We start from the raw sequence: 11,856 nt of genomic DNA, 5'->3' as shown, positions 1-11,856 counted from the left end.
TTGGTTTATGGCGCAGGGCTTCGGCTCGACAAATGGTTGTGGTTTGCGCGTCTCGCCAAATCACGCTCTGCGGCGCAAGACCTGTGCGAGAGCCGACGATTGCGGATCGACGGCCGCGTCATCGATCGGGCATCGGCGCTGGTCCGGGCCGGATCGGTGCTCAGCTTTCCCCGCGACGATGACGTCATCGTGGTCCGGGTGGAGGGATTGGCCGACCGGCGCGGGCCTTATGAGGAGGCCCGGCACCTCTATACCGACCTGTCGCAGCGCAGCCCCATGCGCGCTCAAGCATTGACGACGGTATCGGCCTCGTTCTAGCAGCGGGCGACGGCAAATTTGGCGGGGCCGCCCCCGCCGCGAAACTATGCGGGTGCGACCCGCGGGGGAGAGATAATGGCGTACGTGGTCACCGAAGCCTGCATCAAGTGCAAGTACATGGATTGCGTCGAAGTGTGCCCGGTCGACTGTTTCTACGAAGGCGAGAACATGGTCGTCATCAATCCCAATGAATGCATCGATTGCGGCGTCTGCGAGCCCGAATGCCCGGCGGAGGCGATCCTGCCCGACACCGAGGGCGGCCTCGAAAAGTGGATGGAGCTGAACGCCACCTTCTCGGCGCAATGGCCCAACATCACGATGAAGGGCGATAGCCCGGACGATGCCGATTCGCACAAGGGCGAAGAGGGCAAGTTCGACAAATATTTCTCCGACAAGCCGGGCGCCGCATCCTGACCTGCGTCTGAGTGCCCCGAAGCGAGCCCGTGATGCCGACAGCCTTGCTGTCGGCATCTTTTTTGGCGTCGCGCGTGACATTTTCGGCATAATGCCGGCCAATACCGCCGGAACAGTAGAAATCCGGCACTTTTCGTGCTATGTACATTCCGTGACGGTGGACAAACCACCGCCGCGGTCGCCGGTTCTGCCGCCAACTGCCCCCTGCCGGGTCGGCGGCGAACCAGATGGTACAACTGGCAGGTCGCCCGGACCAGAGCATGAGATGGACCGCCGCCACCGCATCGGGTGGCGTTGCGAGGTGCCTATCGCTCACGGCGCCGGCGCGCAGGAAGGAACGGATATCCATGGCAATCGCCAAGCCGCTCGGCTTTGAAGTCGGTGACTATGTCGTTTACCCGAAACATGGCGTCGGTCGTGTCGTCGAGCTGCAACGCTCCGAAATCGCCGGCACCACTCTCGAGCTGTTCGTGCTGCGTTTCGAAAAGGAACGCATGACCCTGCGCGTCCCCACCAACAAGGCGGAAGCCGTCGGCATGCGCAAGCTGTCGAGCCAGGCAACGCTGACCGAGGCGTTGACCACGCTGAAGGGCAAGCCGCGGATCAAGCGCACCATGTGGTCGCGCCGCGCCCAGGAATATGAAGCCAAGATCAACTCCGGCGATCTCGTGTCGATCGCCGAGGTGGTCCGCGACCTGCACCGCGCCGAAGACCAGCCGGAGCAGAGCTATTCGGAGCGGCAGATCTACGAGGCCGCGATCGGCCGCCTGGCGCGCGAGCTTGCCGCGATGGAAAACATCGACGAGCCGGCGGCGCAGTTGAAGATCGAACAGGTGCTGAAGGCAGCCTGACCGCCGTCGCGCACGGCCGGCAGGGTTGATGGGGCAGCAGCTGTGGATGGCGGTGTTCAAGCCGCTGCTCTACCTGCTGCTGTTCGCCAATGTTTTCCTGTTCATCCGCGAGGCCAGTCCGACCAAAGCGATCGATGAGGTCGGCTGGCTGCTGCTGCTGGCGGTCTTCGAATGGGAAACCCGCTCCGCCAACGCCGGCCGGACGGTGTCGCGCTGGGCGCTCGCGGTCGAACTCACTGGTTATGCTCTCGCGATCTATGCCTTTGTCCAATATGCGCGGACCGGCGAGTGGCTCGATCTCGGCAATTCGACCGTCTGGCTGGCGATCTCGGCGTTGATCGTGCTCGACGTGCTGCGGCCGGTGCCCGCCGGCAGCGCAGCGTCTCGCCGGCGTCTGCAGTTGAAGGTGCCGCTCTATGCCGCCACGCTGGTGTTTGCGCTGGCCTGGGGCGTGACCGGCATCTGGCTCGATTTCTGGGATGCCCTGCTCTGGATCCTGTGCTTCTTCATCGTCGAGATAAACATCTTTCGGATCGAAGCCGGCGGCGCAAAGAGCCTTGCCAGCGCCGGCTGATTGTGTACTATTCGGATAGTACACAACATTGCAAGGATAGGTTCGATGGTTGTCCGCCCCTTGGCGCTTGCGCTGATCGCCCTGGTCTCGTCATCGGCCGTTGCAGCAGCGCAGCGCGCATTCCCGGCATCGGGTTTCGACAGGGTTTCGGCCTCGGGTTCCGAGGACATCGTGATCACCACCGGCAAGGCCGCATCGGTCGTCGCCACCGGCCCGCAGGAGCGGCTCGACCGGCTGCGGATCCGTGTCGAAAACGGCAAGTTGATGATCGACCACAAGCCCGGCAGCAGCTGGAGCTGGGGCCGCAACGACCAGGTCCGCATCGCCATTACCATGCCGGCGCTGCATGGTGTCCATGCCAGCGGGTCCGGCAACCTGAGCGCCGACAAGGGCAGCGGCCCGGCGTTCGAGGGCAGCCTGTCGGGCTCGGGTGATCTCAGCATCGCGCGCATCGACAGCCCGAGCGTCACGCTGCGCACCTCGGGATCGGGCGACATCGCTGCCGCCGGCCAGTGCCGCGACGCCAAGGTCTCGATCTCGGGCAGCGGCAACATGACCTTGCCCAACCTTGCCTGCACCAACATCAACATCGCGATCAGCGGCTCGGGCGATGTCGCGGCGCGCGCCACCGGGGCGGCAGACATTCGCATTTCGGGCTCGGGCGATGTCGTCATCGCGGGCGGCGCCCGCTGCAACTCGCGGACGTCGGGCAGCGGCGACGTAACCTGCGGCTAGGACCAGCGGCGCACGACGAGCGCCGGATCGGGCCGCGGCCGCTCCTCGAGCGGGCGTGCGGGGGTGCCGATGAAGACAAAGCCCGCAATCCGCTCCCCGGGCTCGCCAACCAGCGCATGGACGGCCGGCGAATAGGCCGCCCAGCCGGTCAGCCAGTTGGCGACGAAACCCTCGGCATGGGCGGCGTTCAACAGCTGCATGATGGCGGCGCCGACCGACAGCTCCTGCTCGAACGCCGGAATATGGCTTTCGATCGGATGCGCGAGCACGACGACCAGGCACGGCGCCTCGGCACCGAAGGCCAGCGCTGCCTCGCGTTCCAGCCGGCCGGCCTCGGGTTTGTCGATCACATAGGCCGCACCAAGCGCGGCCGCGAAATCCGCGCGGCGATCGTCGGCGATGGTCACGAAGCGCCACGGCGCCAGTTTGCCATGGTCGGGCACTCGCATCGCCGCCCCCAGGATGGCGCGCAGCTGGACGGCGTCGGGGCCGGGCGCCACCATGTCGCGTGCCTTGCCGGAACGGCGGGTGGCGAGCAGGGTCGCGGCGGATGTGGTATCGTTGAAACCGGTCATGCCGGCGCTTCTATCGCGCCGCTTGCGCCGGCGCCACTTCGCTCGCTATCGTGACGGCCTTAACCGGCTGACAATTGCCGGATCGAGGGTTCGGGAGTTCCAGATTTGACCGATATTGCCGCCGCTGGGCCGGTCGCCGATACGCGACCGCAATGGTTCGGTCACCCAGCGCAACTGGCGCGGCTGTTCACCACGGAAATGTGGGAACGTTTCGGTTTCTACGGCATGCGGGCGCTGCTGGTCCTGTACCTGACCCAGCATTTCATCTTCAACGATCGCGTCGGCAGCGGCATGTACGGCGCGTACATGAGCCTCGTCTATCTGACGCCGTTCATCGGCGGGCTGCTGGCGGATCGCTATCTCGGGTCGAAGCGCGCCGTGAAGTTCGGCGCGCTGGTGATGTCTGCCGGTTACCTGATGCTGTGTTTCGGCGGCCAGACGGCGACGCCGTTCGCGACCTATGACGGTACCCGGCACGAGGTGACGATTGCGAAAACGGCCGCCGGCACCGATGGCCAGTTCGTCGTCGACGCCGGCCAGCGGCTGCAGATCAAGGGCCGCGACGATGGCGCCGTCGACCTGGTTGCGCCCGACGGCACCGCGGTGCGCACGCTGGCCAAGGGTGGCTTCGTCAGCGATGCGGAGCGTTCGCCCTTCTATGTCGGGGTGATGTTGCTGGCGCTGTCGCTGATCGTCATCGGCAACGGGTTCTTCAAGCCGAACATCTCGACGATGGTGGGGTCGCTCTACGACAAGACCGACAACCGCCGCGATGCCGGCTTCACGATCTTCTACATGGGCATCAACCTCGGGTCGCTCGGCTCGCAGATCCTCTGCCCGTTTCTCGCCGTCACCTTCGGCTGGTGGGCGGGTTTCGGCCTCGCCGCCGCCGGCATGCTGGTCGCCTGGGCGCTGATCCAGTTCGATGGCGGCAAGCTCGACGGCTATGGCGAGGCGCCGGAAAGCGCGACCGCCCGCGATCGCTCGCGGCTGATCTACCTCGTCTCCTTTGCCGCGGTGGTCATCCCCTGGCTGCTGTTTTCGAACACCCTCGATGCCCCGGCGCCCGTCGCCGGCGAAGGCATCGGCGGCTATCTGCTGGCGCTGCCGGTGCTCGGCAAGGCGCTGTTCGTCACATTCGTTATCGGCCTGCCGGCGATCCTCGTTTGGTCGTACAAGGCCGGCAGCAAGGCGGAATTCCAGATGATGGTCGCCGCCATGGTGCTCATCGTCTTCAACGTCACCTTCTGGACGCTGTTCGAACAGGCAGGTTCGTCGCTGACCCTGTTTGCCGACCGCAACACCAACCTGTCGGTGTTCGGCCTGTTCAGCATCACCGCCGGGCAAACCCAGTTCTTCAACGCGCTGTTCATCGTCCTGCTGGCACCGCTGTTCAGCGCCATGTGGATCGCTCTGGCGAAACGCGGCCTCGAACCCGGCATTCCGGTGAAGTTCGGCATCGCGCTGGTCGGCGTCGGCGCCGGCTTCCTGTTCCTTGTCTGGGGCACCAGCTTTGCCGGGCCTGATTTCCAGGTCGGGCTATGGTGGCTGGCAGGGCTTTACCTCATCCACTCGATGGCCGAGCTGTGCATCTCGCCCGTCGGCCTCAGCATGATCACCAAGCTGTCGATCGCCCGCATCGTCGGCATGATGATGGGGGTCTGGTTCCTGTCGATCTCGGTGGCGCAATATGTCGGCGGCATCGTCGCCCAATTCGCCAGCGTCGAAACCGTCGGCGGCGAAGTCACCAACCTGTCGGTCAGCCTGTCGACCTATGCCGGCGTGTTCCAGACCATCGGCATCGCCTCGGCGGCCATCGGCGGGGTGCTGCTGCTGGTCTCGCCACTCCTCAAGCGCTGGATGCACGGGGTCAAATGATGCGGTTTCTGCCCCTTGCCGGCCTGTTGCTGGTCGCCGGCTGTGCCACCACCAGCAAGCCACCAGCCAATACCGCCGGCGCCAAGCCCGGCGAGATCGTGTCGGTACCGCTCGATCCATTCCCCTCGACCTACCGCGCCTATCCGGGCGTCACCACAGTCATCCGGAATGCCACCGTTTTCGACGGAACCGGCAAGAAAATCGCCCCGGGCGCGGTGCGGCTGGAGGGTGGAAAGGTTGCCGAAATCGGCGCCACCGTGACCATTCCGCCCGGCGCCACCGTCATCGATGCCCAGGGCAAGTATGTCACGCCCGGTGTCATCGACATCCACAGCCACCTCGGCGACTATCCCAGCCCGCAGGTCGACGCGGTGTCGGACGGCAATGAAGCCACCAGCCCGGCGCGTCCCGAGGTCTGGGCCGAGCATTCGGTATGGCCCCAGGACGCCGGTTTTGCCCGCGCGCTGGCCGGCGGCGTCACTGCTTTCCACGTTCTGCCCGGCTCCGCCAACCTGTTTGGCGGCCGCGGCGTGACGTTGAAGACCGTTTATGGCCGCACCGCGCAGGAAATGAAGTTCCCGGGCGCGCCCTACAGCCTCAAGATGGCGTGCGGTGAAAACCCCAAGCGCGTCTATGGCAGCCGCAACCAGCTGCCCGCGACCCGCATGGGCAACATCGCCTATAACCGCCAGACCTGGTCCGATGCCGTCATCTACAAGCGCAAATGGGACGATTATACCCGCCGCGCCAAGGCCGGCACCGCCAAACCCACCGACGCGCCGCGCCGGGAGATCGCCGGCGATACGCTGATGGGCGTGCTCAGCGGGCAGATCCTGGTCGAAAACCACTGCTATCGCGCCGACGAAATGGCCAATGTCATCGATATGAGCCATGAATTCGGCTACAAGGTCACCGCATTTCACCACGCCGTCGAAAGCTACAAGATCGCCGATCTGCTCGCCAAGGAGGGGATTTGCAGCGCCATGTGGGCCGATTGGTACGGCTTCAAGATGGAAAGCTATGACGGCATTCGCGAGAACATCGCCCTTGTCGACCATGCCGGCGCCTGCGCCATCGTCCATTCCGACGATGCCAACGGTATCCAGCGCTTGAACCAGGAGGCGGCAAAGGCCATGGCGGCGGGCAATCGCATGGGCTTTGCCATCACGCCGGAACACGCCTGGACGTGGCTGTCGCTCAACCCGGCCAAGGGCCTTGGCATCGCCGACCGTACCGGCAGCCTCGAACCCGGCAAGATGGCCGATGTCGTCCTGTGGAACGGCAATCCCTTCTCGGTCTATTCGCGCCCCGAGAAAGTCTGGATCGACGGGGCCGTGATGTACGACTGGGCCGACGCCAAACGCCGCCCGATGGCCGATTTCGAGCTCGGCCAGCCCGGCGCGGGAGACCCGAAATGAGGCGTTTTGCTCTCCTCCTCGCCGTTCTGCTGGCCTCGCCGGCGCTGGCGGCGACCTATGCCATCACCGGCGGCACCGTCGCCACCGCGGTCGGCGACACCGTCATCACCAACGGCACCGTCATCGTTCGCGACGGCCGCATCATCGCCGTCGGTGCCGGATTGCCCGTCCCGGCGGGTGCCACCGTCATCGATGCCACCGGCAGATATGTCACGCCAGGCCTGATCACCGCCATGTCGACCCTCGGCATTACCGAGGTCGAGGGGGTGCGGCAGACCAATGACGCCAGCGCGCGCACCACGCCATTCTCTGCCGCCATCGACGTGACGCCGGCCATCAACCCGATGTCACCCCCGATCGCGATCAGCCGGCTGGGTGGAATCACCCGCGCCATCGTGGGTCCGGAGGCGTCCAACGAGATTTTCGGCGGGCAGGGGGCCATCATCAGCCTCGCCGACAAGACCGATATCCTCGTTCGCGGCCAGGCGTTCCAGCTGATCGAGCTCGGCGAGGACGGGGCGCGCACCGCCGGCGGCTCGCGCCCGGCCGCCTGGCTCAACCTCCGCAACGGCTTCGCCGAGGCGCAACGCTATGCCCGCAACCCCGCGGCGTTCGATAGCGGCCGCGATCGCGACTCGCTGATCAAGCGGCTCGATGCCGCGGCGCTTGTGGCGGTCGTCGAAGGCCGGGTGCCGGCGGTGTTCCATGTCGAACGCGCCAGCGACATCACCGGGGTGCTGGGCCTGACCCGCGAGTTCCCGCGGCTGCGCATCATCCTCATCGGCGCCCGCGAAGGCTGGCTGGTTGCCGACAGGATTGCCGCTGCCAAGGTGCCGGTCATCACCCTCTCGCTGTACGATCTGCCCGACAGTTTCGAGACTCTGGCCTCGACGCGCTCCAATGTCGGACGCCTCGTCGCCGCCGGCGTCACCGTGGGCCTGGGCGTTTTTCAGGGCGATTCGGGTGCGCAGCCGCGCAACCTGCCCTATTTCGCCGGCAATGCCGTCGCCCAGGCGGCGGTACCGGGGGGCGTCGGCCTTACGCGCGCGCAGGCATTGGCCACGATCACCAGCGCGCCGGCGCGCATCTTCGGCCTCACCGACCTAGGTTCGCTGGAGGTCGGCAAGCGCGGCGACGTCGTCGTCTGGGACGGCGACCCGCTCGAATTGACCTCGGCACCGGTCGCGGTTCTCATCGACGGGGTGCCCCAGCCGATGACATCACGCCAGACATTGCTGCGCGACCGCTATCGCGACCTCGCCCCCGGCGCGCTGCCGCTGCAGTACAACAAATGAGCGACCTCGCCCTTCTCATCCTCGCCGTCTCGCTGTTCGTCGGCGGACACGAACTTCTCTCGCATCCGCTGCGCGCGCCGCTGGTGGCCAGGCTGGGGGAAAAGGGCTTTTCGCTGCTCTACGCCGTCGTCGCCTTCGCCAGTCTCGGCTGGGCAACGCTGCTCTGGCGGCGGATTCCGGCCGATCGGCTATGGCTGGCGCCCGACTGGTTCGGCTGGATGGCCGTCATCCTGATGCTGTTTGCCGCCATATTGTTCGTCGGATCGGTGACGGCACCCAATCCGGCGCTGATGGGCATGCGCGCCGGCGGCAACCCGCGCGGTGTCCAGCGCATCACCCGCCACCCGATGATGTGGAGTTTCGCCATCTGGGCGATCGTTCATATCATCGTCTCGGCCGACAGCCGCACCATCGTGCTCGCCGCCGGCATCCTGACGCTGGCGCTGTTCGGCGCCGCCATGCAGGACGGCAAGAAGCGCGCCGCACTGCAGGGCTATGGCGAGCATATGGCGGCGACTGGATTCGTGCCGTTCGGGGCGCAGTTGCGCGGCCGCCAGCCCTGGTCGTCGGGCAATCCCGGCCTTGTCGCCGCCATCGGCGGCCTGGTGCTCTGGGCCCTGCTGCTGTGGGCGCATCCGCTGGTGATCGGCCTGTCGCCACTGCCAATGGGAGCAATGTAATGGATTTCACCGGAAAGACCGTCTGGATCACCGGTGCATCGTCGGGCATCGGGGCAGGGCTGGCCACCGGCTTTGCCCGCGCCGGCGCCCGGCTGGTGCTGTCGGGGCGCCGGGTGGAAGCGCTCCAGGAAGTGGCGGGCCGCTGCCAGGGCGACGCCATGCTGCTGCCGTTCGAAGCGACCGAGCTCGACGCCCTGCCGGACATCGTTGCGGAAGCCGAGCGGCGCACCGGCGGCATCGACATCCTCGTCAACAATGCCGGCATTTCGCAGCGCAGCCTGGCGCTCGATACCGATTTCGAGGTCTATCGCCGGGTCATGGAGGTGGATTTCTTTGCGCCGTTGCGGCTGACCCAGCTGGTGTTGCCGGCGATGGTGGCGCGCCGGTCGGGCGCCATCGTCAACATCGCCTCGGTCGCCGGCAAGGTCGGATCGCCGCTGCGCACCGGCTATTGCGCGGCGAAACACGCGCTTGTCGGCTATTCGGACGCCTTGCGCGCCGAAATCGCCCAATATGGCCTGACCGTCCATGTCGTGACCCCGGGCTTCGTCGCTACGCAGATCGCCGCCAATGCGCTGCTGGGGGATGGCCAGGTCAACGGTCCCGGCGATGATCCGGTCAACGCCGGCATCAGCACCGACGAGGCGGCGACCCAGATCATCGATGCGCTGGCCGGCGATACCCCCGAGATCCCGGTCGGCCGCCCCGGCGCGCCCGAGATGCAGTTGCTGAAATTCCCGCGCGAGAATCCGGTGGCGCTGTACGACATCATGGCGGGAATGGCACCCAAGGTCGCCCGTTGATGCCGGCAATGGCGCACCGGCGGATCACCGGGCGCATACGCTATACGTCGAAAAAGCCCGAGCGACTGGACCAGGAACGCGGCCGCGAAGACTTCGCCTTCACCCATCACGCCGATGGCGCGGTGACGATCCGCGCCCATTGCGAGATCGAGGAACCCGCGCCGACGGTGATGCGCGACATCCTCTACTCGCTCGATGCCCGCCGGAGCCCGATGGACTGCCATGTCCGGCTCAGCCTCGATGATGCCTATCTGGGGTCGGGCTGGGTGCGATTCGACCATGATGCCGGGGTGGCGGAATGCGAATCCCACGGCCCCAGCATCGGTCGGGTGTCCCAGCGCATGCCGATTCCCGATGGCATGGTGGGGTTCGGGACGCATCCGATCGTCGGTGACGGCTTCCTGACCCGCTGCATGGACGTCGCCGCCGGCCCTCACCGCCGCCACGTCACCGTGCTGCTGCCGTCGCCCGACCATCGCGGCGCGACGCCGCCGCTGCTGGCGCGGGTCGATATCCACCTCGAATATGTCGGGGAGGCGGAGCGCACGGTCGCTGCAGGCATCTTTGCCTGCCGGCATTTCCGGTTCGTGGACGAAGCCGCGATGGGCGGGACCCAGCATCCACCCTATGACATGTGGGTCACCGCCGATGACGACTCGATCTTTGTCTGCGGCGGGGTGGGGGGCTATATGCAAACCTGGTACGAGCTGGTTGAATTGCGGCGATGACTGCCCCACATCCTTTTTCGCTTGGAAGGCCCGGTAAAGCCGTCTAGGAACGAACAAGGTGGCGTAGATCAAAATCCTCCACCCTTCGACATTGCCGCTTCGGTCGACCTATTTCCCCAGCTCCATCAACGATGGGCCCTTGGGAACCGCCCGGAAACAGGTCGAACCTTGCCAGAATCACGGCTGATGCCGTCCGTGGATACGGGGACGCGAAGTTGATCAGGAACAATCAGAACCGGCGGCGCCGCGGCGGCAACGGTCCGCGTCCGCAGCAAATGGGCGGCGGCAACAACTACGGCAACCGGCTCGACAACCGCCAGCGCGGCAATGCCAGCCAGCTGCTGGAGAAATATCGCGCCCTGGCCCGTGACGCGCAGCAAGCCGGCGACCGGGTCACCGCCGAATATTACCTGCAATATGCCGACCATTATTACCGGGTTCTGGGCGATTACCGCGACAAGCAGCCCGAAAATGGCCGCCAGCGTGGCCGCGAATTCTACGACGACGACAATGCCGCCTATGCCGGCGGCGACGATGCCGACATCGGCGACGACGAGGACCAGGACGGGGAGCGCAGCGAGGCCCGCGGCGACGATCGCGACGACCAGCAGGACAATCGCGGCAACTGGCGCGAGGAGCGCGGCAGCCAGGGCAATCAGGGCAACCAGCCCCGCGAGCGCCCGGACCGGGGTGATCGCGACCGCGGCAACCGCGATGGTGGCCAGCGTGAACCGCGCAGTGAGGGCAATCGTGACGGCGCCCAGCGTGAAGCGCGCGGCGATGGCAATCGCGAACGGCAACCGTGGAACGGCAATGCGCCCAACCGCAACCGCGACGGCAATGCCGAACGCGGTGCCGATCGGGTCCAGCAAGACCGTGGTCCCGATCGTGACCGCCAGAGCGAGCGCCAGGCCGAGCGGCCCAACGAGCGTGGCGAGCGCCGCGAGCGTCCCGAACGTCCCGAGCGTCCAGAACGTCGTCCGGAGGCGCCGCGCGCGGCCGAGCCGGCAGTTCTCGATGAAGGTCCGATTCCGGGTCTGCCAGGTCCTGTGACCCTGCGCGTGACGCGCCCTGTCGATGGCGAGCGCCCCGAACGACCGACGCGGGCGCCGCGTCGCGAGTCGGTGGCGGTCGAAGCCGAAGCGCCGCCAGTGGTCCAGGCCGAGTTGCCCAGCGATGACGTTGAAGCGGTCGCCCCGCGTCGCCGCGGTCGCCCCCGCAAGGTTGTTGCCGAACTGCCGATCGACGGCTGATCGCGGCGCCAAGGTCGTTCGCTTGGCCTTAAAGCTTGCAAGCGCGGCCGAACGGCCGCGCGATACTGCTAGCAACAGTGTCGATCTAATCGGCCCTGGCGGCACGGACCTAAAGTCTCGTGCCCAGCTCAGGGTCGAGATACGCCGCTCCCGGCGTTGCCGGCACGTTATCGGAGAGCCTCAGTCAGTCTCACCCGGGTTGTCGCCAACCGACTCGTCATGGCCCGATCGATTCGAGACGAATGCCAGGCCCATCAAGGCGCCGGCAAGCAGCAGGGCGATGATGATTCCCCCGCCCATCGCAATCATGAAATGCAGGCGAAAGGGAACGCCG

Annotated in this window: 14 protein-coding genes (1 of these 14 cut by a window edge); 12 read left to right on the top strand and 2 right to left on the bottom strand. The window is 66.3% G+C overall.

Annotated features, from left to right (window positions below; translation table 11 throughout):
- From ACP7AI_RS14955 to ACP7AI_RS14935, 5 genes are all read left to right on the top strand, one after another.
- Entirely contained in the window at window positions 1-318 is a 318-nt protein-coding gene (locus ACP7AI_RS14955; RefSeq protein ID WP_426168983.1) for an RNA-binding S4 domain-containing protein, read from the top strand.
- A 75-nt stretch (window positions 319-393) separates the two neighbouring features.
- Complete coding sequence (gene fdxA / locus ACP7AI_RS14950) at window positions 394-732, top strand: ferredoxin FdxA (protein ID WP_426168981.1); 339 nt, start codon at window positions 394-396, stop codon at window positions 730-732.
- Between the two features lie 347 nt (window positions 733-1,079).
- Window positions 1,080-1,583, top strand: coding sequence for a CarD family transcriptional regulator (locus ACP7AI_RS14945; protein WP_426168978.1), 504 nt, complete (start codon window positions 1,080-1,082; stop codon window positions 1,581-1,583).
- 28 nt (window positions 1,584-1,611) lie between these two features.
- Window positions 1,612-2,157, top strand: coding sequence for a hypothetical protein (locus ACP7AI_RS14940; protein WP_426168976.1), 546 nt, complete (start codon window positions 1,612-1,614; stop codon window positions 2,155-2,157).
- A gap of 45 nt (window positions 2,158-2,202) precedes the next feature.
- Entirely contained in the window at window positions 2,203-2,892 is a 690-nt protein-coding gene (locus ACP7AI_RS14935; protein WP_426168973.1) for a head GIN domain-containing protein, read from the top strand.
- Here the strand turns inward: ACP7AI_RS14935 and ACP7AI_RS14930 are convergent.
- Window positions 2,889-3,467, bottom strand: a complete 579-nt coding sequence (locus ACP7AI_RS14930) for a nitroreductase family protein (RefSeq protein ID WP_426168970.1) — start codon at window positions 3,465-3,467, stop codon at window positions 2,889-2,891. The genes ACP7AI_RS14935 and ACP7AI_RS14930 overlap by 4 nt on opposite strands.
- Before the next feature lie 105 nt (window positions 3,468-3,572).
- Between ACP7AI_RS14930 and ACP7AI_RS14925 the strand changes: the two genes are divergently transcribed.
- From ACP7AI_RS14925 to ACP7AI_RS14895, 7 genes are all read left to right on the top strand, one after another.
- Window positions 3,573-5,345 carry a peptide MFS transporter gene (locus tag ACP7AI_RS14925; protein ID WP_426168967.1) on the top strand — a complete coding sequence of 591 codons (1,773 nt, stop codon included), beginning with the start codon at window positions 3,573-3,575 and terminating at the stop codon, window positions 5,343-5,345.
- Window positions 5,345-6,763 (top strand): amidohydrolase, encoded by a 1,419-nt coding sequence (locus tag ACP7AI_RS14920; RefSeq protein WP_426170146.1) that lies wholly within the window; start codon window positions 5,345-5,347, stop codon window positions 6,761-6,763. The genes ACP7AI_RS14925 and ACP7AI_RS14920 overlap by 1 nt, the downstream gene beginning before the upstream one ends.
- Window positions 6,760-8,058 (top strand): amidohydrolase family protein, encoded by a 1,299-nt coding sequence (locus ACP7AI_RS14915; protein ID WP_426168965.1) that lies wholly within the window; start codon window positions 6,760-6,762, stop codon window positions 8,056-8,058. Before ACP7AI_RS14920 ends, ACP7AI_RS14915 begins: the two co-directional genes overlap by 4 nt.
- Window positions 8,055-8,738 (top strand): NnrU family protein, encoded by a 684-nt coding sequence (locus tag ACP7AI_RS14910; RefSeq protein ID WP_426168963.1) that lies wholly within the window; start codon window positions 8,055-8,057, stop codon window positions 8,736-8,738. Before ACP7AI_RS14915 ends, ACP7AI_RS14910 begins: the two co-directional genes overlap by 4 nt.
- Window positions 8,738-9,541 carry an SDR family NAD(P)-dependent oxidoreductase gene (locus ACP7AI_RS14905; RefSeq protein ID WP_426168960.1) on the top strand — a complete coding sequence of 268 codons (804 nt, stop codon included), beginning with the start codon at window positions 8,738-8,740 and terminating at the stop codon, window positions 9,539-9,541. The genes ACP7AI_RS14910 and ACP7AI_RS14905 overlap by 1 nt, the downstream gene beginning before the upstream one ends.
- On the top strand, window positions 9,541-10,269 hold the full coding sequence (locus ACP7AI_RS14900) for a hypothetical protein (protein ID WP_426168957.1): 729 nt from the start codon (window positions 9,541-9,543) through the stop codon (window positions 10,267-10,269). The genes ACP7AI_RS14905 and ACP7AI_RS14900 overlap by 1 nt, the downstream gene beginning before the upstream one ends.
- A 131-nt stretch (window positions 10,270-10,400) precedes the next feature.
- On the top strand, window positions 10,401-11,522 hold the full coding sequence (locus tag ACP7AI_RS14895; RefSeq protein WP_426168954.1) for a DUF4167 domain-containing protein: 1,122 nt from the start codon (window positions 10,401-10,403) through the stop codon (window positions 11,520-11,522).
- Between the two features lie 180 nt (window positions 11,523-11,702).
- On the opposite strand, the gene ACP7AI_RS14890 is transcribed toward ACP7AI_RS14895, so the two are convergent.
- A protein-coding gene (locus tag ACP7AI_RS14890) for a hypothetical protein (protein ID WP_426168951.1) crosses the window boundary here: on the bottom strand, window positions 11,703-11,856 show its 3' portion. Its footprint extends 65 nt past the window's final position; the window shows 154 of its 219 coding nt (coding positions 66-219); its start codon lies off the right edge, out of view; its stop codon occupies window positions 11,703-11,705.

This window comes from Sandarakinorhabdus sp. DWP1-3-1, assembly GCF_049896705.1.
GTDB lineage: Bacteria > Pseudomonadota > Alphaproteobacteria > Sphingomonadales > Sphingomonadaceae > Sandarakinorhabdus.
The sequence above is the reverse complement of the archived record's forward strand: the minus strand, read 5'-3'. Positions and strand labels throughout refer to the sequence as shown.